General features: G+C 52.4%; 20 protein-coding genes. 7 read left to right on the top strand and 13 right to left on the bottom strand.

Going from position 1 to position 21,284, the window contains the following annotated elements:
- The first annotated feature begins 32 nt into the window (after window positions 1-32).
- Window positions 33-944, top strand: coding sequence for a recombination-associated protein RdgC (gene rdgC / locus MY052_RS18610; protein ID WP_123649988.1), 912 nt, complete (start codon window positions 33-35; stop codon window positions 942-944).
- A 40-nt stretch (window positions 945-984) separates the two neighbouring features.
- On the opposite strand, the gene ppnP is transcribed toward rdgC, so the two are convergent.
- From ppnP to MY052_RS18630, 4 genes are all read right to left on the bottom strand, one after another.
- Complete coding sequence (gene ppnP, locus MY052_RS18615) at window positions 985-1,269, bottom strand: pyrimidine/purine nucleoside phosphorylase (RefSeq protein ID WP_035895638.1); 285 nt, start codon at window positions 1,267-1,269, stop codon at window positions 985-987.
- Between the two features lie 78 nt (window positions 1,270-1,347).
- The gene (locus tag MY052_RS18620; RefSeq protein WP_202216357.1) at window positions 1,348-2,025 is read right to left on the bottom strand and encodes an AroM family protein; all 678 of its coding nucleotides are present in this window, start codon (window positions 2,023-2,025) and stop codon (window positions 1,348-1,350) included.
- 292 nt (window positions 2,026-2,317) lie between these two features.
- Window positions 2,318-2,842 (bottom strand): shikimate kinase AroL, encoded by a 525-nt coding sequence (gene aroL / locus MY052_RS18625; protein WP_202216358.1) that lies wholly within the window; start codon window positions 2,840-2,842, stop codon window positions 2,318-2,320.
- 273 nt (window positions 2,843-3,115) lie between these two features.
- Window positions 3,116-3,568, bottom strand: a complete 453-nt coding sequence (locus MY052_RS18630) for a YaiI/YqxD family protein (protein WP_035895634.1) — start codon at window positions 3,566-3,568, stop codon at window positions 3,116-3,118.
- 157 nt (window positions 3,569-3,725) lie between these two features.
- Here MY052_RS18630 and proC point away from each other — a divergent pair, with 157 nt between their 5' ends.
- Window positions 3,726-4,535, top strand: a complete 810-nt coding sequence (gene proC / locus MY052_RS18635; RefSeq protein WP_035895632.1) for a pyrroline-5-carboxylate reductase — start codon at window positions 3,726-3,728, stop codon at window positions 4,533-4,535.
- Window positions 4,536-4,603: 68 nt separating this feature from the next.
- On the opposite strand, the gene MY052_RS18640 is transcribed toward proC, so the two are convergent.
- The 4 genes from MY052_RS18640 to MY052_RS18655 all read right to left on the bottom strand — a co-directional run bounded on the left by MY052_RS18640 (window position 4,604) and on the right by MY052_RS18655 (window position 8,314).
- Window positions 4,604-4,942, bottom strand: a complete 339-nt coding sequence (locus MY052_RS18640) for a PsiF family protein (RefSeq protein WP_035895629.1) — start codon at window positions 4,940-4,942, stop codon at window positions 4,604-4,606.
- Window positions 4,943-5,042: 100 nt separating this feature from the next.
- Window positions 5,043-6,452 (bottom strand): alkaline phosphatase, encoded by a 1,410-nt coding sequence (phoA, locus tag MY052_RS18645; RefSeq protein ID WP_123649987.1) that lies wholly within the window; start codon window positions 6,450-6,452, stop codon window positions 5,043-5,045.
- Window positions 6,453-6,551: 99 nt separating this feature from the next.
- A complete protein-coding gene (locus MY052_RS18650; protein WP_248537605.1) occupies window positions 6,552-6,812 on the bottom strand; it encodes a sigma-S stabilization anti-adapter protein IraP in 261 nt (86 codons plus the stop codon).
- Window positions 6,813-7,114: 302 nt separating this feature from the next.
- On the bottom strand, window positions 7,115-8,314 hold the full coding sequence (locus tag MY052_RS18655; protein WP_248537606.1) for a multidrug efflux MFS transporter: 1,200 nt from the start codon (window positions 8,312-8,314) through the stop codon (window positions 7,115-7,117).
- A 275-nt stretch (window positions 8,315-8,589) separates the two neighbouring features.
- Here MY052_RS18655 and ddlA point away from each other — a divergent pair, with 275 nt between their 5' ends.
- Window positions 8,590-9,690 (top strand): D-alanine--D-alanine ligase, encoded by a 1,101-nt coding sequence (gene ddlA, locus MY052_RS18660; protein WP_035895622.1) that lies wholly within the window; start codon window positions 8,590-8,592, stop codon window positions 9,688-9,690.
- A 61-nt stretch (window positions 9,691-9,751) separates the two neighbouring features.
- Here ddlA and MY052_RS18665 read toward each other — a convergent pair whose 3' ends face one another.
- Window positions 9,752-9,946, bottom strand: coding sequence for a DUF2754 family protein (locus MY052_RS18665; RefSeq protein ID WP_035895620.1), 195 nt, complete (start codon window positions 9,944-9,946; stop codon window positions 9,752-9,754).
- A gap of 248 nt (window positions 9,947-10,194) precedes the next feature.
- Here MY052_RS18665 and MY052_RS18670 point away from each other — a divergent pair, with 248 nt between their 5' ends.
- Window positions 10,195-10,497 carry a DUF2755 family protein gene (locus MY052_RS18670; protein WP_035895618.1) on the top strand — a complete coding sequence of 101 codons (303 nt, stop codon included), beginning with the start codon at window positions 10,195-10,197 and terminating at the stop codon, window positions 10,495-10,497.
- Here MY052_RS18670 and MY052_RS18675 read toward each other — a convergent pair.
- Both MY052_RS18675 and sbmA read right to left on the bottom strand, forming a co-directional pair.
- Window positions 10,494-11,600, bottom strand: a complete 1,107-nt coding sequence (locus MY052_RS18675; protein ID WP_035895616.1) for a DUF1615 domain-containing protein — start codon at window positions 11,598-11,600, stop codon at window positions 10,494-10,496. The genes MY052_RS18670 and MY052_RS18675 overlap by 4 nt on opposite strands.
- Window positions 11,601-11,625: 25 nt before the next feature.
- Window positions 11,626-12,855, bottom strand: a complete 1,230-nt coding sequence (sbmA, locus tag MY052_RS18680; protein WP_035895614.1) for a peptide antibiotic transporter SbmA — start codon at window positions 12,853-12,855, stop codon at window positions 11,626-11,628.
- A gap of 330 nt (window positions 12,856-13,185) precedes the next feature.
- Here sbmA and ampH point away from each other — a divergent pair, with 330 nt between their 5' ends.
- On the top strand, window positions 13,186-14,343 hold the full coding sequence (gene ampH, locus MY052_RS18685; RefSeq protein WP_202216362.1) for a D-alanyl-D-alanine-carboxypeptidase/endopeptidase AmpH: 1,158 nt from the start codon (window positions 13,186-13,188) through the stop codon (window positions 14,341-14,343).
- Here the strand turns inward: ampH and MY052_RS18690 are convergent.
- Both MY052_RS18690 and MY052_RS18695 read right to left on the bottom strand, forming a co-directional pair.
- Complete coding sequence (locus tag MY052_RS18690; protein ID WP_248537607.1) at window positions 14,340-14,966, bottom strand: helix-turn-helix domain-containing protein; 627 nt, start codon at window positions 14,964-14,966, stop codon at window positions 14,340-14,342. The two genes, ampH and MY052_RS18690, sit on opposite strands and share 4 nt — an antisense overlap.
- A 92-nt stretch (window positions 14,967-15,058) precedes the next feature.
- Entirely contained in the window at window positions 15,059-17,911 is a 2,853-nt protein-coding gene (locus MY052_RS18695; RefSeq protein WP_248537608.1) for an autotransporter outer membrane beta-barrel domain-containing protein, read from the bottom strand.
- A 529-nt stretch (window positions 17,912-18,440) separates the two neighbouring features.
- On the opposite strand from MY052_RS18695, the gene hemB reads away from it, so the two are divergent.
- Both hemB and olsF read left to right on the top strand, forming a co-directional pair.
- The gene (hemB, locus tag MY052_RS18700) at window positions 18,441-19,415 is read left to right on the top strand and encodes a porphobilinogen synthase (protein WP_248537609.1); all 975 of its coding nucleotides are present in this window, start codon (window positions 18,441-18,443) and stop codon (window positions 19,413-19,415) included.
- Between the two features lie 159 nt (window positions 19,416-19,574).
- Entirely contained in the window at window positions 19,575-21,281 is a 1,707-nt protein-coding gene (gene olsF / locus MY052_RS18705; protein ID WP_248537610.1) for a bifunctional ornithine lipid synthase OlsF, read from the top strand.
- The last annotated feature ends 3 nt before the right edge of the window (window positions 21,282-21,284 follow it).

The raw sequence follows: 21,284 nt of genomic DNA on the forward strand, positions 1-21,284 counted from the left end.
GCTGATTTAACGACAACACCGTGGAAATTATCATGCTGTGGTTCAAAAATTTAATGGTTTATCGTCTCAGCCGCGACATCTCTCTGCGCGCGGAAGAGATGGAAAAACAGCTCGCTGAGATGACCTTCACCCCATGCGGCAGCCAGGATATGGCAAAAACCGGCTGGGTACCGCCGATGGGCTCACACAGCGATGCGCTGACGCACACAGTAAATGGTCAGATCATCATTTGCGCTCGCAAAGAAGAGAAGATCCTGCCCTCTCCGGTGATTAAACAGGCGCTGGAAGCGAAGATCCAAAAGCTCGAAGCCGATCAGGGCCGCAAGCTCAAGAAAACCGAAAAAGATTCGCTGAAGGATGAAGTCCTGCACTCTCTGCTGCCGCGCGCTTTCAGCCGCTTCAGCCAGACGATGATGTGGATAGACACCGTTAACGATTTGATTATGGTCGACTGCGCCAGCGCCAAAAAGGCGGAAGATACGCTGGCGCTGCTGCGTAAAAGCCTCGGCTCGCTGCCGGTGGTGCCGCTGACGCTGGAAAATCCGATCGAACTGACCCTGACTGAATGGGTACGATCTGGTTCGGCTGCGCAAAGCTTCCAGATCCTGGATGAAGCCGAGCTGAAAGCGATCCTCGAAGACGGCGGCGTGATCCGCGCGAAGAAACAGGATCTGGTGTGCGATGAAATTGCCTGTCATATCGAAGCTGGCAAGCTGGTGACCAAGCTGGCGCTCGACTGGCAGCAGCGCATTCAGTTTGTGATGTGCGATGACGGCTCCATCAAGCGTCTGAAGTTCTGCGATGAACTGCGCGATCAGAACGAAGATATCGACCGTGATGATTATGCTCAGCGTTTCGACGCGGACTTTATTCTGATGACCGGTGAGCTGGCTGCAATGATTAAAAGCCTGGTTGAGGGTTTAGGCGGCGAAGCCCAGCGTTAAGCGAGATATTCCCTTCCTGCCGCAGCAGGAAGGGAATAGATTACAGATAGCGGCACAGATAAGAGGTTGGTTCTGCAACCTGCAGGTTAAATTCACTGTGGCCCGGCACGTTGAACACTTCCCCTGCGGAATAGACTTTCCACTCAATTTCACCCGGTAACAGCACGTTCAGCGCACCGCTAATCACGGTCATTTCTTCCGGCTGTGCGGTACCGAAGGTGTATTCGCCTTCCGCCATCACGCCCACGCTGGCACGACCCGTGCTGCTGCTGGTGAAGCCAATGGATTTCACTTTTCCCTCAAAGTACTCGTTGCTCTGAAGCATAAACAGGCCCTTATTATCTTGTCGTCAAAAGACCAATATAGAGTTGCAAACAGAAGCCTGTCACGCGAAATCATACGCTTAACACAATAATTCTGCCGCCAGCCTGGCCACCAGCACATTCGACAATAGAACCGGTATGTCCAACGCTTTTTGTAGCAGATCACGGTGACGCTGGTGATAGCTCAATGAATCAAGCACCAGCACATCAGCGCCTTGTTCCTGCAACGAACTGCCCGCAGAAATCAGATGCTGGTCGGTATCGATGTTCGGGTTTGCCAGCGCGTAATAGGGCAAATTAGACAACATCTGCCACTTCTCCTGCTGGGCATCGAGAATGGCTTCAATGGGGACCAATACCCCAACCTGATGTCCCTCGACGATAGAGGCGACCAACGGTGGAATAATACGCTGAGGCTCCAGCAATATCGCGTTGCGCGCCACCATACTGCGTAATTTAAACGTATTCAGCAAAAGAATGACGTCATAAGATTGATTGTCGAGCACCTCAATCACGGCCTGTAGGCTGTGCTCAACTTTCAGACGGGAAACTTCGACAAACTGGTTATCATTTAATAGAACCAACAAACGGTCTTCACCGGGTTCTGGTGCATACTCTTCCATGACTTGCGCACGGCTCATTTTGCCTAATAGGCTAATGTGGGTGATTTGATCTTCCCTGATGTGCTCGGTCAAAAGCGGCAACACTTCACTGACGGGCACCACCCCTATAGTAAGAATCGCCATCGTTGCACTCATGTTATCTACCTTCTGCTTCTCACATGCTCGTTTTACACATAGCCACCTGGATGGATGAAAAACACCGCTCAGAAGCGTAGCAGTTCAGCCAACGGGTGGAATGTAAAGATTCCAGATGTTTCCAGTACTCTCCTGATATGGTTTGATTTTAACTTTTCTATAACATTAATGATAGCTAAAAATGTGACTTACGCAGAATATAACCACGAATTAAAAGTGGTTATATCGGCAATCAGAAGAGAAACCTGAGGGGAATAAACGGGATGTAAAACCAGGGAGTAAACGCGCCCTGCTAGCTGGCGGTTGCCAGATGCAGAGCGTCAAGGATCAGCGTCACGACGCGCTCTGGCGCCGCAGAAGCATCAACAACGTAGTGAGCCGTTTCACGGTATAGCGCATCGCGCTGAGCCAGCACTTCTGCCACTTCTTCGCTAATTGGCTTACCGGTCAACGTCGGGCGCTGAGACTCTTCTGGAAATGCTTCCAGACGACGCGCCAGAACTGGCACAGGTGCATTCAGGTAGATAACCACGCCGTTCTGGCGCATAAATTCACGGTTAACCGGCGCAAGGATAATCCCACCGCCCGTCGCCACCACGGTGCCTGGTTGCGTCACCGACATCAGCGTTTGCGTCTCTCTGGCGCGAAAACCTGCCCAGCCTTCAAGGGCGACAATGTCCGCCACGCTCATACCAGACTGCTGCTGCAACGCCAGATCAGTATCAACAAAGTGAAAATGGCAGGCATGAGTCAGCGCTTGGCCTATCGTCGTTTTTCCGCAGCCTCGGGCTCCGATAAGAAAAATAGGCTGTGTCATGACCTGGAATTCCCCTTGATAACGCGTAAATGCGGGATCGGTGATTGAAAAGTGAATGATACCATCAAACTAGTACGCAAGTAAGTGTAAACTTTATATTACATTCTGATGTATTTTGAGACATGCTGCATCGGTATGCATTGATAACAATGGCAACTAAGGCGTAAAAAAAACATGCCACAAAGCGTTGCGCTAACAGTACATGAAAGTATCTTGCTTTGACAAGCCGGATGTCGCGGCAAAAGGTAGCACATTATTGTGACAGAAATCACGTCAGCCGCGTTTTACCGCCAGCAACCATTTATCCAGCTCGGCGGCAAACTGCTGGCGATCGCGCTGAGAGAGCGCAGCCGGCCCGCCGGTCTGAATACCGCTGGAGCGCATGGTATCCATAAAATCACGCAGCGTCAGACGCTCCTTAATGGTCGCGTCGCTGTAGCGTTCACCGCGCGGATTCAGCGCCGCACCGCCCTTTTCCAAAACCTCTGCCGCTAGCGGAATATCCGCGGTGATCACCAGATCTCCAGGCTTGCAAAGACGCACGATTTCGTTATCCGCTACGTCAAATCCCTTCGGTACGACCATCGCACGAATAAAGCGTGACGGCGGCACACGCAAATACTGGTTAGCCACCAGCACCAGTTCAATCTGCGTGCGGTCTGCGGCGCGAAACAGCACCTCTTTAATCACGTTCGGACAGGCGTCCGCATCAACCCAAATGGTCATCGTCACTCCACGGTGAAAATTATCGCAAAGCGTGATTATACAGAGAGCGGAGGTGCGGACGTAATAATTGCCGCCGGAATGATAAAAGTGCGTTACCCATCGCGGTGAATCGCCTATAACAGTAAACTACGAAAAAAACAGACAGAGGGAGAGAAAGATGGAGAAGAAAATTGGCTTCATTGGTTGCGGTAACATGGGCAAAGCTATTCTTGGCGGCCTGATTGCCAGCGGTCAGGTACTTCCTGGGCAGATTTGGGTCTATACACCGTCGCCGGATAAAGTGGCCGCGCTGCGCGATGAATTCGGCATTAATGCGGCGCAGAGCCCGCAGGAAGTCGCTCAGGTTGCCGACATCGTCTTCGGTGCCGTCAAGCCAGGTATCATGGTTAAAGTGCTGAGCGACATTGCCTCCAGCCTGAATAAAGATTCCCTGGTGGTCTCCATTGCCGCAGGCGTCACCCTGGAGCAGTTGGCTCGCGCACTGGGCCATGACCGTAAAATCGTCCGCGCCATGCCAAATACCCCGTCGCTGGTGAACGCTGGCATGACCTCCGTCACCCCAAATGCGCTGGTGACGCCAGAAGATATCGCCGATGTGTTGAACATTTTCCGCTGCTTTGGCGCGGCGGAAGAGATTTCTGAAGCCATGATTCACCCGGTCGTCGGGGTGAGCGGCTCAGCGCCAGCCTACGTATTTATGTTTATCGAAGCGATGGCCGATGCTGCCGTGCTGGGCGGTATGCCACGTGCTCAGGCCTACAAGTTTGCCGCGCAGGCGGTCATGGGCTCGGCCAAAATGGTGCTGGAAACCGGTAAGCATCCGGGTGAGCTGAAAGATATGGTCTGCTCGCCGGGCGGGACCACGATTGAAGCCGTGCGCGTGCTGGAAGAGAAAGGCTTCCGCTCTGCGGTCATCGAAGCGATGGCGAAATGCATGGAAAAATCAGAGAAGATGAGCAAGTCATAAGTTGCAGGCCCGGCACACTGCCGGGCCTGATTCACTTGCCATAAAAAAAGCGCCCGCGGCGCCATTACTTATTTGTTTTTCAGACAGGTACTCATAAAGGTTTTACGTTCGTCACCTTTTAAGGTTTTGGTTGCCGCCTGTGCGTTACAGTCCTTCATTTTTTGCTGCTGTGGCGTGAGCTTTTTACCATCAGCGGCGGCCGCCCCTTCTCCTTTCAGACAGCTGCTCATAAAGGTTTTACGCTCATCGCCTTTCAGGGTTTTTGACGCCGCTTCGTGATTACACGTGCTCATACGCTGCTGCTGTGGCGTCAGGGTTTTCTCCGGCGCTGCGGCCGTTGTTGCCGCCGACACGGCACCCGCCGTAAACAGACCACACAGTAGAGTAACCAGTAATGTTGTTTTCATTGCACCATCCTTTTGTGAGTAGAACTCTGTAAGTCTGGTCGCTGGAAGGAAAATTACCAACCCGGCGGCAAAATTTTACCGCCGGGTGGTGAGCGTAGGGTTACAGCCCCAGCGCGGCTTTCATCGTATAATACAGATCCGTCTGGTCGGTCAGACCGACGACGTTCGCCGCGTGTGGGCCATAGGCCGCAATGCGCAGCTGCGTGCCGGTATGTTCCATCGACTCTTCTTCCGAGTTGCCGTAGCTCATGACCATTACCGAACCATCTTTCGTGTTCAACGCCTGCGTCAGGCCGGGCGCTTTGGTTTCTGGTGGAATAATTTGGCTTGAGTGCGCGTGGTCAGCCGTCACGATAACCAGCGTATTGCCGTCTTTTTTCGCAAACTCCAGCGCCTTCTGTACCGCTTCGTCCAGATCGACCGTTTCGCCAATCTGCCCGCATGGGTTCGCCGCATGGTCCTGTTTATCAATGGACGCGCCTTCAACCTGCAGGAAGAACCCTTTTTCGCTGGTGCTCAGCAAAGAGATCGCTTTATCGGTCATCTGCGCCAGGGTCGGCACGCTGGCATCGCGTTTCGGGTTAGGCGTACAGGTTACCGCAGGCTTATCCAGATTGCCGTGGTAAGACGCTTTTGGCCCTTCCCAACGCACTGGCATATTGCCGTCAGAGAACAACCCCAGCAGCGGTTTATCCTGATTTGCCTGAGTAATGGCATCAAGCGTCGTCACATTGTCGACGAGCTGATAGCCCCTTGCCTGCGCCTGTTCGCGCAGCGTTTTACCCTGCCATTCGCCCGCGGTCGCGGTTTCAGCAAAGGTCTTTGCGCCGCCGCCAAGCGTCACGTCGGCGCGCGCATTCAGCATCTGTTCAGTGATGGAGCCTTTGCCGCCTTTTTCCAGCGCGTTGGTTGGACACTTCTCGCTGGTAACGCTCGGACCGTAGCATTTACGCGAGGTGACGTGTGAAATCAGCGCCGCAGGCGTGGCATCCTGCAGTTCGGCGGTAGAAACGTTCCCTGTCGCCAGGCCGGCGGCTTTTGCCAGCTCGAGAATGGTCTGATGATCTTTTTCGTGAATATCGACGCCCAGCGCGCCGTTATAGGTTTTCACCCCGGTGCTCCACGCCGTTGCGGATGCCGCTGAGTCGGTCACGTAGTCCGGCTTGCCGGTTTTCTTATTCAACGCATAGTGCGTGTACTGCCCGGTTAACGGTAACGCATCGATACCTTTAAAATAACCGCCCGCCCCTTCGGCATAGTTTCGTGCGGCGGTAATTTCAGAATCGCCCATCCCATCGCCAATCAGCAAAATAACGTTTTTGGCCTGCTTATTATTCAAGGAGGCGCGAATAGCCTCGGTTTGATCGGCAGATAAACGACGAGCACCGCCCGGCTGGGTTATATCCCCTTGCGCAGCGCGGTTATCAAGAACGGCAGTAGAAGTATCCGCGTGCGCGGCAGGTAAACCCAGCAGAGGTAATAATGCGGCAAAAATAGCACTGTATTTCACGTTAGTTTCTCCATGTACAAATACTTAAATAATGAAACACGGAGACTGTAAGAAAAGAGCGTTACATTTTAATGACACCATAACCAGTGCCATTACCTACTAATTTTCGGGGTGTAGAAATAACCGTTTAACATGGTTATATAAGAGTTCGCTATTATGATCGCGGACATGTTCAGCAGCAGCGAGCTTATTCAGCGTTGCGCTTATTTCATCTTCCAGCGCCGGGCTGGATTCCTGCTTCAAATGCTGTAAAAGTGTGGTCACCACCACTTCAAGTGCATCGACCTGAATGCGTAACGCGTTTGCTTCATCTTCCTTTTCGGCCAGCTTGACCAGCAGTTCTGCAATGAAATTTTTCATCGCGCGTTTTCCTTGTATGACGGCGTGGGCAGAGTTCGGGCTCTGAAAAATAAATAGACCGATAAAACATACGGTTCTATTCCCCCTTTAGCAACATCGAATAGAATTACAATATATTTCGCATTCTGCAATAGCTGATGTTAAAAATATAATCCTCATCAATATCATGGAATTGGCTGTAAATGCAGTCATCGAAACGTTTTTCTCACGATAATAATAGGAAAACAGAAATCGCTATAAAAATCGTTGAGGCAGGAATCAGGGAATAAAAGCGAGCGCATTTATTCCCTGTTGTGGGCATATTACTGGCGTACAGGCTGAGCGCGGCGCAGCATCACCGCTAATTGCCATAGGTTAATCAACACAATCACGGCGGTCACAATAAATACCCAGCGGAACCCCGCCATTGCCGAAATGGATGCGCCGATCAGCGGACCCGCCACGTTACCCAGATACATAAAGGACTGGTTATAACCAAAAATACGTCCGGTGACGCGTTCGCTAATATACTTCAGCAGCAAAGTTTGTACCGCAGGCAGCATGGCACCATCGGCAAAACCAAGAATAAAACGTAGCACCCCCAACTGGAATGGCGTGGTGACAAACGACATCGCAAAGAACAGTATCACTGCAAACGTCAGCGTGCCTAACAGTATGCGACCCGTACCGATACGGTCGCCCAGCTTACCTAACCGCGGTGCCGATATCAGCGCCGACACGCCGGGGACGGCGGCGATCATGCCGCTTAAGAAGGCAATATTCGTGCTGTCTGGCGACATCGATTTAATAAACAGCGCCAGAATGGGGCTGATAGAACCATTACACAGCTGGATAACCATCGTGGTAACAAACAGGCTGATAACCAGCCCCGGATAAGGCAGTGTTGCAAACACCGCTTTGCCGCTGAGTTTTTCGCTTTTATTAAACTGTGGGCGCGGGCCTTCTTTTATCAGGAACAACGTCACCAGGAAGCTCACCAGCAGCAGGAAGGCGGTGATGTAAAAGACCATTCTCAGACCCACGTGGTCAGCCAGAAAGCCGCCAAGCAGCGGGCCGCCAATCACGCCGGTGATTTGTGCCGTAGAAAGCGTGCTCAATGCCCAACCGCTACGTTCACGCGGTACCTGAGAGGCCACCAGCGCCATCGCGTTTGGGATATAGCCAGACGTTAAGCCCATCACCGCGCGCAGGAAAAAGAGCTGCCAGACGTTGGTGGCAAAAGCCTGAAGCAGGATAGCAACCGCCATGCCCAGGGAAGCACGCAGCAGCATCAGCTTACGGCCTTTACGGTCGGCGAGGCTGCCCCACATTGGCGAAACAATGGCAGAAACCAGGAAGGTGACGCTGAACGTTAACCCGGACCACATGGAGAGAGATTCATGGGAGGTTACCCCCAACTGCGCCACATAAAGCGGCAAAAAGGGCAAAATCTGGCTGATAGCCAACCCGGTGAAAAAACAACCGAGCCAAACAGAAATAAGGTTAACCTTCCAGGATTCCATAACTACACGTATTGATTCAATTTGCAGGGACGAGTTAACAGGTTAGCAAGATGCGCTTTGCGCCGTATTGTCAGAGATGCTTAATCCATTATTTCAGAACAATATCAGCCACTCAGCGTTTTTGTGTGATAAATATCACGCTTATGATGCCATTACGCAGTCACTTATTCTTAAGCCTTGTCTGTGATTCACTCACTTTAGTATGGAAAAGGCAGATGCCTCACCACGCCCGTGGTATGTTATGTGCTTTGCGTTTGGAATGGATGGAATTTGAGATGGCAAAGTTGCGGGTTGGGATTGTTTTTGGCGGCAAATCAGCGGAGCACGAAGTCTCCCTACAGTCTGCTAAAAATATCGTAGAAGCGATTGATAAAACGCGTTTTGAAGTCGTGTTGCTGGGGATTGATAAACAAGGGCAGTGGCACATCAGCGATGCGCAAAACTACCTGCTAAACGCCCACGACCCGGCACACATCGCGCTACGCCCTTCCGAAATCACGCTGGCCCATATCCCAGGCAAAGAGCATCAACAGATGATCAATGCGGCAAGCGGCAAGCCGCTGGACGCCATTGACGTTATTTTCCCGATTGTCCACGGCACCCTGGGTGAAGATGGCTCTCTTCAGGGCATGCTGCGCATGGCCAATCTGCCATTCGTTGGCTCTGACGTGCTGGGCTCCGCCGCCTGCATGGACAAAGACGTCACCAAGCGTCTGCTCCGCGACGCCGGGCTGTCTATCGCGCCGTTTGTGACCTTAACTCGCCGCACCCGCGACAGCTTCTCCTTCGATGAGATTAAAGCGAAGCTCGGCCTGCCGCTGTTCGTCAAACCGGCAAACCAGGGTTCTTCCGTCGGCGTCAGCAAAGTCAACAGCGCCGAGCAGTATCAGCAGGCCGTAGCGCTAGCCTTCGAGTTTGACCATAAGGTAGTGGTTGAGCAGGGTATTAAAGGGCGTGAAATTGAGTGTGCGGTACTCGGCAACGATGACCCGCAGGCCAGCACCTGTGGCGAGATCGTCCTGAACAGCGAGTTCTACGCGTACGATACCAAATACATTGACGATAACGGCGCAAAAGTGGTGGTCCCGGCAGCGATCTCCGCCGATGTGAACGACAAAATCCGCCATGTTGCCATTGAGGCTTATCAGACCTTAGGCTGTAGCGGAATGGCGCGCGTTGACGTATTCCTGACTGAAAACAACGACGTGGTGATTAACGAAATTAACACCCTGCCGGGCTTCACCAATATCAGCATGTATCCAAAACTGTGGCAGGCCAGCGGCCTGGATTACACCTCGCTGATTACGCGTTTGATTGAGCTGGCGCTGGAACGTCATCAGGCCGATAAGGCGCTGAAAACGTCGATGAACGGCTAAGGCATTTCCCCGGCGTCGCTGTCGGTTGGGCAGCGACGTCGAAATACATTCGCAGAACAAATTACTCTTCCCGACGGCGAATAATAAATCCCGCCAGCCAGAAGCTAATCACCCAGGTCACCATTCCCACGGCATAGGTTTGCCACCCCTTGGCTTCAAACCCGAGCAGCCCGACAATTCCATTCAGAATAAAGATCAGGCCGATGGCAAAAGCATAGTAATGCCAGTCACGGCGAATTTTTACAGGCAGGTTCATAGCAGCTCCAGCAAAAAAAAAGATGATGCCATAAAGCCGCGTCAGCGTCTGTGGTGTGAACAACAATTAGCAGATGTTAATTTAATTAACGTCAAGCCGAAAACCGGCAATGGATAAGCGAGAGTGATATTCCAGGATTATTCTTGCTCAAAATTTACCATAAATCCGATATTGACAATCCCCTTCTGCTGCCACACTCACCCCTGTATCACGAAACAATCTGCATTCACGTTATCCTGGAGGTCTCAATGACAGATTTCACGTTGTCAAAACTCATGTTCAGTGGGAAAAAGAGGGACTCCTCCGCCTCAGGCAATCTGGCCTACGCGCTTTTCGTACTGCTCTGCTTTTCGGTTGGCGCGCAGCTGTTGACTCTGGTGGTTCACGCACCAGGTGTCTATGAACACCTGATGCAAATGCAGGACAGTGGCCGTCCGCGCGTTGAAATTGGCCTTGGCGTGAGCACGCTGTTTGGCGTAGTGCCGTTCCTGGCAGGCTGCGCTATTCTGGGAGTAGTCTCCCTCGTGCACCGCCTGCGTCATCGCGATTAATTGATGGCCATGCATTTGGCCCGACGCTCATCCACTCTTTTTGCAAACCACGCCGTGGTTAATTTGCGGGTGATCTTCGGGCTCTCAAGCTGAATGCCTGGCAGCATCTCTCTCGCCAGCGGTTTACCCGCCTTCTGTTCCGCAATCTTATAAACGCCCTTGTAGAGCGCCGTGGTCTCAAACGCCTGGCTATCGCCTTTTTGTAGCTGGCGATGAATATCGCTATTACTCAACGATAGCTGATTAGCCAGCTTTCTGACCGCCATCTCCGTGCTCCCCGGCTCATCGCTACCGTAAAGAATCACGTCACCGTCGAGCGCCAGTTTCACGCCGGTGGCCTTGCTAACCGCGTACTGGAATGCCGCATTACGGCTGGCGTACCAGCCGGCATTAAAATCGGCAAAGCGATAAATAGGTGCCGTGTAATTAGCCGGATAGTTCAACAAGTGATAGGTACCAAACCACAGGCCGCCGCGCAGGGTAAAGACCTCCTGACGCACGGTGCCATCCATCTTCCACGGATAGCCGTTCTGGTGCTGTTCGGCAAAGGCGATGCTCACCTGCATTGGCCCGCCGGTATGTACCGGATTCAGTGAGCCAAAGAGCTTCTGCCCCATCGGCACCATACCGATAAAGTCATCAAAGATAGCGCTTAGCTGCTTTTCTGTTTTCACCGCGTCCAGCCGCTCGCTGTAGCTCTTACCGGTTGGCGAATTGATTTTCAGCGCCGTATGCACCAGGAAGACCGGGATGTGCATCTTCTCAGCACGACGGTCGATCTCCTGCCAGGCAATTTTGCCCAATCCCGGCACCGCCGGGTCGGCCTGATAGTTAGACTCCTGCTGGGCCACCGCCAGTACCGAACAGATATTCTCTTCGGTTGGCGCGAGCTTCTGGCTTTCAAACGTTTTCGCCAGCGCCTGCGCCCAGGCATCACGGTCCTTCACGCTGGCGGGCATTTTTTGCCGCACGACGCTTGCCACATCTACCGGTTTTTCTCCCGCTTTCATCTGCGGTGCCTGCTGGCTGGTACAGGCGCTGAGCATCAGGCCGCCAAGCAGAGTAAGAGGTAATGAACGGTAATACGTTGCGGCAGTCGCCATGCGTTTTCCTTGTAAAATTTAATCGTTATGCCTGGCTCTGCGGCTGGGCAAGTTCATCCGTCAGCGGTTTATTATCTAACTCACGCTCGAAGCTGCGCAGACGTTTGTAGATGGACATCAACTCCACCAGCGTAGTCCAGGAGCTTATCAGGTACTGGAAGGAACCGCGTACCTGGCCGAACACGTTGGTAATCTGCGTCATCAGGCCGAGCGTAATCGTACCGGCAACAATCGACGGAAACAGCAGGAACAACCCGAAAACGTTATCCACCTGCAGATACAGAATACGGGCAATGTTGAAGTACATGTAGTGGAAGTAGAGGCGGAAGTAGTTCTGACGTACCGCGCTGAACAGCTCGCGCACCGTTGGCGGTGTGGCACGGCTGGCGTCATCTTCACCGTATACCAGCTCTTTACGATAGGCCGCTTCAACGCGTTGGTTTTTAAAGTTCAGCCCCGGCAGTTTGATCCCCACCACCGCCAGCATCCCGGTGCCCATCAGCGACCAGACGATAGCCGCAATCACCAGACCATAAGGCACATGACCAATAATCGGCAGGTCAGGCACGTGCGCAGAGAGCGTCACCAGCACCGGCAGGAAGGCAATCAGCGTCATAATGGCGTTGATAAAGCTGGTCCCCATATCTTCCAGCGTCGAGGCGAAACGCATCGTATCTTCTTGCACACGCTGCGCGGCACCTTCGATATGGCGCAGGTGCTGCCAATGCGTCATATAGTGTTCGTTCATCGCGGTACGCCAGCGGAAGACGTAATGGCTGACAAAGAAGTTGTTCAGTACACCAATCACCACGGCGATAAGCGCAATCCCAAGGAAGATACCGATCTCCTGGTAAAACTGGTTAATTGAGACTTTGTTCGGCGCCGCCAATGCGGTCTGGATAAGGTCGTAGAACGGCGCATACCAGGCGTTTATCGCCACGCCCACTTCAACCATAAACCAGGTGACGAAGATGATGAGCGCGGTGCCCAATATGGACCAATACTGCCAGCGGTGCGGGCTGCGAATAAACCAGTAACCGGCAAACAGGCCAACACACACCAGGTAGTAGGCATAAAAGATCAGGTAGTTCATCGACCAAAAGCGCGCGGCGCTGATCGGAACATCGTTACTCGCGCCGGTCAGGCGAAGTAGCCAGCTACCGCCGCCCACCTGCCAGAAAATGACCGCTATCATTGCCCAAATAAACGCCGAGAGAAAAAAGGGACCCGGCTTAGGGAAAAAAGACTTAAACATAGTGCTCTCCTGCTAACTTCTTATGATTCTGCTTTTGCTGTGACAACAGAATACCGCTACGGATCATTTTTACCGTAAAGAGGTATTAGGCAATGTAACTGTGCAATCAGACCGGAAAACGGCGACAGAGTTCGCCAGACGGCATCGTATGTATCATACGCGCCGGATCACAAAAGTGCGTATCCGCCTTGATGAATAATCATTGCGTTTACGCTCGGTTACGTTTTTCCCGCTATCATACCGTTTAATGGCGCTGCGCCTGATGCCGATTCGTTGTATTTTTAGTATAAATACGCGTTACTTCCTCATTTCAATTCATGGATGCCTCCGTTGAAACGTAGTCTGCTTTTTTCTGCCGCGCTCTGCGTGGCGTCATTGACCTCGGTGCAGGCTGCACAGCCTCTTACCACCCCCGCGTTTGCGTCCGATATCGTTGACCGTTATGCCAACCATATCTATTACGGCAGTGGTGCTACCGGCATGGCGCTGGTGGTTATCGATGGCAACCAGCGGGTGTTCAGAAGCTTTGGCGAGACGCGCCCTGGCAACAACGTGCATCCGCAGCTCGATTCCGTTATTCGCATCGCTTCTCTAAGCAAACTGATGACCAGTGAAATGCTGGTGAAACTGCTCGACCAGGGCGTCGTGAAGCTGAGCGATCCGCTGAGTAAATATGCACCACCGGGATCACGAGTCCCAACCTATAACGGCGCACCTATTACGCTGGTGAATCTGGCAACCCACACCAGTTCCCTGCCGCGTGAGATGCCGGGCGGTGCCGCAAATCGCCCCGTTTTTGTCTGGCCAACGCAGTCACAGCGCTGGACCTATCTCAGCAACGCCAAGCTGCACGCGGCACCGGGGTCGCAGGCCAGCTATTCAAACCTGGCGTTCGACCTGCTGGCCGATGCGCTGGGTAACGCGGCGCATAAGCCCTACCCACAGCTATTTGAAGAGCAAATTACGCGTCCGCTTGGCATGAAGGACACCACCTTTACGCCATCGCCAGATCAGTGTGGCCGTTTAATGGTGGCTGAGAAAGGCGCGAGCCCGTGTAATAACACGCTCGCGGCGATGGGCAGCGGTGGGGTTTACTCTACACCTGGCGATATGATGCGCTGGATGCAGCAGTATCTTTCGTCTGATTTTTATCATCGCAGCAGCCAGGCAGACCGTATGCAGACGCTGGTCTACAAACGTAACCAGCTTACTCGCGTAGTGGGAATGGACGTTCCAGGGCATGCCGATGCGTTAGGGCTTGGCTGGGTCTATATGGCACCCAAAAATGGTCGTCCGGGGATTATTCAGAAAACCGGCGGTGGCGGCGGCTTTATCACCTATATGGCAATGATTCCACAGTCTAACGTTGGTGCCTTTGTGGTCGTCACGCGCTCTCCCCTCACCCGTTTTGTGAATATGAGCGACGGGATTAACGAGCTGGTGACGGAGTTAAGCGGCAATAAAGCGGCTATCATTCCTGCATCTTAATAGTGAGTAGGCAAACGCGTAATATTAACGAGTTTGCCTTTATTCATCTCGATATACTCTCCCTTGCGCAACGCGGATAACACCTCGGCAATGACCGAACGTGAGATTCGCGTACGCTGTTGGATATAGTTCAGCACACCAATCCGCGAGCGGATATCATCACTCCAGTCAATCATCGTTAATAGCGTCGAGCGAATCTGCTGGTAATGGTTTGTACCAATAAGCTGCCTGTCACGCATTTCCAGCATCCGCGTTTGCCATGCCATCCAGTAAAACGCTTCTCGCCATAGCTGATAGCGATCCAAGCATTTGAGCGTTTCTCGCGAAGGAAGATAGAAGCCACGACAGTCGCTTTCTGCGACTAACGTGTAATCGTTACGGATAGCATTAGCGGCAGCAGCGAGTCCAAAAATCGATGGGCTTTGCAGAATGCCATAAAGAATATTCCCCTCGCTGCGATGTAAAGAGACTACCCCCTGCTGAATGACAACGGTGGAATCATTCATGGTGCAATTGGCGGGCAGGATCAACTCTCCCGCAGCAATCTGGAAGCATGTTCCCATTTGCGACAGTTTTTTATCAAGAGCCATAAATTCATCGATCGGCTTGCTTGAAGAAGACATGTTATGCAATCCCTGCAAAAAAGCCCATCATCATGACGGGCGTTGAATAAAGCGTAATATACCGGGAAGTTTCCTTCCCGGTATGATGAGGATTACCAGGTGTATTTCACACCGGCTTTAGCAGCCCAATCCTGATCAACATCGCCGCCGCCGAGGTAGTTCACACCGGTGTAAGCGCTGAAGTTCTTGGTGAAGCTAACCTGGCTACCCACACCCACGCGAACCGCTGAACCTTTCACGCCATTATCGATGTTGTCACCATTGATATTGGCATCGTTGCTTGAGTCGTCATAGACGTAAGCCAGTTTGAAGTATGGAGATACCGCCTGCTCGCCGAAGCCGAAGGTGTAACCAGCATCGAAACCAAGTTCATAACGCATGCTGTCATAATCCTGGTCGCCAACATTCATGTTGTTGCTCAGACGGTAGTTATCACCGGACTGGAACAGACCAGAAATCGCACCGTACGGAGTGACATAGCCAGCGTCGTTGATTTTCCAGTCATAGCCCAGTTTCAGACCGAAGCCCCATGCATCAGAGGTTGTATCGCCATCAACGTAAGTACCATCGCTCATCGTCGCGGTCAGGTCGTTGCTGAAGCGGCTGTAGCTCAGGTTGCCATCTACAAAGATGTTGTTCGCAAAGCGTGCAGAAGAGTAGACGTAGGCAGACTGGCTATCCTGATCAACCTGACCTGAACGTTCGCTCATGTCGCCTTTCGCAAAGCCTGCTGCCGCACCAATGAGCCACTGTGCGTTGTTGCCATCAACTTTGGAGTCCACACCCACCATAATACCGTTAACATCCTGGTCGTATTTGATGGTGTTATTGTCAGCGTTGAAGCTACCGCCGAAGTAGCTCACCCACGCACCACCGTTGTCGGTGAAGCCGTGACGAGAAGCGCTCAGACGGGTATTCAGAGTATCCTGCTGCAGGTTCCAGATATTGGTGTTCGCAGACGGAATGCTCAGCGCCATGTTGGCGTAGTCGGTCAGACGAGTCTGTTCCAGTACAACGGTATTACCAGCCTGTTGAGCCTGATAGGTGTATGCACCCAGGTCAGCTTTGTTTGCCGCAGAGAAGGTCGCCGTACTGTTCTGATCGTTAACATAGATAAGCTCTTTGCCTTTGTAATCAGCGATGGAGCCTTTACCTGTTGAGTTGTTGATACGAACTTTATAGTTACCGCTTGCCGCAACGACGTTATCAGCAGCGTCATCTACGCTGAACTCCTGATCGGCGTTGTTGGTGTTGCCATTACCATTGATAGTCAGGTGACCATCGGCGTTCATCGCAATCACACCGTAGCCGTAGGTTGCATCAGACTTATTAGTGGTGTTGGTATGGCCGTTTACCAGGTCTGCATCTAACACATAATCACTGCTGTTGATGTTAAATACGCCGCCGTTTGTCAGCTCCATGGTATCGGTGCCAAACGCGTTAGCTTCATAAGCGCCCGCGCCGATGCTGAATTCACCGCCGTTAGAAACGGTGATGGTATTCGCATACAGGTAGGTGGTTTCGTTGTTCAGATCCACGGTACTGTAGCTATCAACGGTCAGATGATCGGTCGCCACCTGACCGCCGGAGCTCAGGTTCATCGCTGAGCCGTTGGTCAGAGTGATGGAGTCAGACAGCAGAGTAGAGCCGTTGGCCACGTCAACCTGAGAACCGTTATTCACGGTCAGCGTGTCGATATTGGAATCATTAACCGTGTTCCACTGTGAACCATTGTTCAGCGCAACGTTGAATACGCCGCTCTGGAAAGTCTGGTCATCAACAACGTTACCCCACTTGTCGTAGGTTGAAGCTGGTTCAAGGCTATTGACCGCCACGTCATACATATCGGCAGTGCCAATTGCATCGTAGCTAAAGACAGCCGCGCCGGTCCACTTGCTGCCGTTATCCAGGGTAATATTCAGTTCGTCAACGTTCAGACCATCGTCGACCCAGCCACCGTTAGTATCAACAACACCGCCGTTTACAGAAGCATGACCCGCTGGATCAAAGTTTGCATTCCAGGTGCTGGCGAATACAACATCGCCAGTCAGCGTTGAGTTGCTGAATGCTACGTTGTTTTTCATGGCGTAGTTGGAAGCAGAGCTGTCGTTAAAGGAGAGCGCGACATCGTCCGCACCGCCATTGCCTGTATAATCGCTCGGCTCTGCGGAGTTACCGTAGAAACCGGTGCTTTCCAACGCAGAATAAGCACCGGAGGTGACGGTAGAATTGGTTACAACAATGTTGTTGTCCCAGGTGTGGGATTCAGAAGTGTAATCAACGTTGGAAGTGTCACCCTGAGATAGCGCAATACCGGCCACGCGAGAGTTATCGGTAATATTAATATTACTTTCAACACCCAGATTAACCGCTACGCCTTGAGCCGCAATAGACGCCGTACGGTAATCTTCAGTCGCAGTTTTAGCTTCGCCATTCAGATAACTGTCGGTAAAATAGAAATACTCATAGTCATCATCAATAGTGGAGTTAGCCACATTCAGCGTAAAGACATCGCCATCATGCCATGCATAATCAGCATCGGTACCGTTGTTCCAGGTATAGCTATAGCCAGCATCGTCAACGTAGGCATATGGACGAGCCGAGGTAATCATACCGTGAATGGTTGAATTCTTAATGGTCAGCGAATTATCGGTACTGTCCGCGTAATCGTTATTCAGGTAATACGTTGAAAGAACGCCGTTTACCACATCACCATTGAAGGAGTTACCGTAGTCACTGTCATTGGCGTTGTTGTAGATAAAACCGTAATACGAGACGTAGTCGAGTTTATCTGCGTTCGTCCAGTCGTTCCAGCTGAACGCAGTGTCTGCGCCGTCATGATATCCAAAGGTGTCGTACGTCGCCGCATTTGCCTGAGAAGCGATCGCCAAAGTGCAGGCCAATGCTAATTGTGATACTACAAGTTTCTTTTTCCAGGAGTGCATTTGTCATCCCTCCTCAGGGATATATATGTTGGTCCATCAATTAACAATTGCAATAAAATGTTTTTACGCTATGCGGGAGGAATTATGCGGCGTGCATGACAAATGGTTCAATTATAGTTTACTCACAGTTCGAGTCCGGACAAAACGCCTAACGAAAACACTTACTTTAAAAACAAAAAATAAACATCAAAACCAACAAGTTCAATGCATTACAAAAAAAGAAAAAACCGAAAAACAAATCAATCAACAATTTTAAATACAGATGAGGAATATAAAATTCGCGTATAAAAAACAGAAAAATGAAACATATAAAAGTCACATTTATAAATAAATTAAAATTACAAAAAAAATATATATCTTAGAATAAATAGAATTCTGAGAAATATTACCAACCCTAATTATTATCAAGTAACGCTTTACATACCTGGCAGTCCCATCTCCGCTAGCCCATAAACACCACTTTAGTAAAACATCCACCTCCTGATTCGGTTACACTAGTTGCCCTTGTTTCACAAACATCAGGCATACCATGACAGATTTACTCCATCGCCCCCGTCGCCTGCGCAAATCCCCTGCGCTGCGCGCTATGTTTGAAGAGACAACACTGAGCTTAAATGACCTGGTGTTGCCGATCTTTGTTGAAGAAGAAATCAACGACTACAAAGCCATCGAGGCGATGCCGGGCGTGATGCGCATTCCAGAGAAGCATCTGGCACGCGAAATTGAACGCATCGCTAACGCCGGTATCCGCTCGGTGATGACATTTGGTATCTCTCACCATACCGATGACACCGGCAGCGATGCCTGGAAAGAAGACGGTCTGGTAGCGCGCATGTCACGCATCTGCAAGCAGACCGTACCGGAGATGATCGTCATGTCCGATACCTGCTTCTGCGAATATACCTCCCACGGCCACTGCGGCGTGCTGTGCGACCACGGCGTCGATAACGATCTGACCCTCACCAACCTCGGCAAGCAGGCCGTTGTTGCGGCGGCGGCAGGCGCAGACTTTATCGCACCTTCCGCGGCAATGGACGGCCAGGTGCAGGCCATTCGCCAGGCACTGGACGCAGCGGGCTTCACCGACACCGCCATCATGTCCTACTCCACCAAATTTGCCTCCTCCTTCTACGGCCCGTTCCGTGAAGCGGCGGGGACGGCACTGAAGGGCGATCGTAAAACCTATCAGATGAACCCGATGAACCGCCGTGAGGCGATTCGCGAGTCGCTGCTGGATGAAGCTCAGGGCGCTGATTGCCTGATGGTGAAACCGGCGGGCGCGTACCTTGATATCCTGCGCGATATCCGTGAACGCACTGAATTACCGATTGGCGCTTATCAGGTGAGCGGTGAATACGCGATGATTAAATTCGCCGCGCAGGCCGGGGCGATTGATGAAGAGAAAGTGGTTCTGGAAAGCCTGGGCGCCATCAAACGCGCGGGCGCGGACCTTATCTTCAGCTATTTCGCGCTCGATTTAGCCGAGAAGAAAATCCTACGTTAATCACGTAGCCCGGACGAGGCGTTTACGCCGACTCCGGGTTTTCCCGGCGGCGCTGCGCTTGGCCGGGCTACTTTCAACACCCTTCAAAACGTCACCAAACCGCCATACAACCGACACATCTCCCTTCTACTGTCACAGCAGGACAGAGGAGGAGCCGCTATGTTTAGTCTCGACAATGTCATCGACGACCTGTGGCCTCAGGCGAGGCCCGCCCCCTGGCAAAAAAAAGTGCTGAAGAAGCTGCTGCACGAGGAAGAATTTCAACAGTTTGCCGCACGCCATCGCCACCTGAAAGGGCTGGATACCGTCGAACAGGTACTTGAACATCTCAATATTGACTGCGCCGTTCCGGTTCGCTGCCTGGAGCAAATCCCCGAGAATGGTCCACTGGTTATCATTGCCAACCACCCTACCGGCACGCTGGATGGTCTGGCCCTGCTCTACGCAGTTTCCCGTGTTCGCCGCGACGTCAAAGTGGTCACCAACCGCATGCTCACCCACCTTGAACCCCTCAGCTCGCTGTTTATCCCGGTGGATAACATCAACGGTCGCACCTCAAAAACGGCGCTCCAGCAGATGGACACGCAGTTGCAAAACGGCGGCGTGCTGATTTTCTTCCCGGCGGGAGAAGTATCACGGCTGACGCGCCGGGGGATCCGCGATAAAAAATGGCACTCCGGCTTTATCAAACTTGCCGCAAAATACCGCGCCCCGCTGCTGCCCGCATGGATAGACGGGAGAAATAGCGCCCTGTTCTACGCTAGCACCATGGTGTCACAGCATCTGCCGCTGCTGCTCTTAATGCAGCAGATGTTCCGCCGCCGCAACGGCAGCTTGCCGGTGACGATTGGCGAGCAGATTGCCTGGTCGGCGTGGTTTAGCCCACAGGCCACACCGCGGGAAATGACAGATAAGTGTTATCGCCACGTTCAGCTGCTGGGCAAAGGCTTGCCCGGTGTGTTTAAAACGGAAAGCGCCATCGCGCGGCCAGAAGCACGCGCCCTACTGAAGCGCGAGCTGAGCCAGGCCGAGTGTCTGGGGCGCACCGCAGACGGCAAAGTCATCTATCTGTGGCAGCGCAACGGTCAGGAAGATGCGCCACTGCTGCGCGAACTGGGACGCCTGCGTGAAATCGCCTTTCGTGCGGTGGGTGAAGGAAGCGGTAAACGACGCGATGTCGACGGCTATGACGATGACTATCTACATCTGATCCTCTGGGATGAAGAGGATTTAGAAATCGTTGGCGCCTATCGTTTTATGCCTACCGCGATGCAGCTCGAAAAACGCGGGCTGGACGGCATCTACAGCTACAGTCTTTTCCACTACGACACGCGCATGGACGATATTCTGCAACACGGCATTGAGCTCGGACGCAGCTTTATTCAGCCACGCTACTGGGGCCGCCGCGGACTGGACTATTTATGGTCCGGCATCGGTGCCTATCTGGCGCGCTACCCGCACTATCGCTACCTGTTTGGCCCGGTCTCCATCTCTGGCGGTCTGCCGCCGTCGGCAAGGGATCTGCTGGTTGCCTTTTACCGTCTGTGGTTCCCGGCCACGCATTCCCTGGCAGAGTCACGCCGACCGTATCCCGCTTCGCTTCCCGACGTGCTGGCACAGTTTGGCGGCGAGAATTACAGCGAAGACCTGACTCGACTAAAGTCGCTGCTCGGCAACCTTGGCTGCGGCATCCCTCCGCTCTACAAGCAGTATTCGGAAGTCTGCGAGCCCGGCGGCGTGCAGTTTATCGACTTTGGTAGCGACCCGGAGTTTAACAACTGCGTGGATGGGCTGGTGTTGGTGGATTTAACCTATCTGAAGGCGAATCGGTATCAGCGGTATATCGGGGCGCATTTGGGGCTATAGGCT

This window comes from Kluyvera ascorbata, from assembly GCF_023195735.1.
GTDB classification, from domain to species: domain Bacteria; phylum Pseudomonadota; class Gammaproteobacteria; order Enterobacterales; family Enterobacteriaceae; genus Kluyvera; species Kluyvera ascorbata.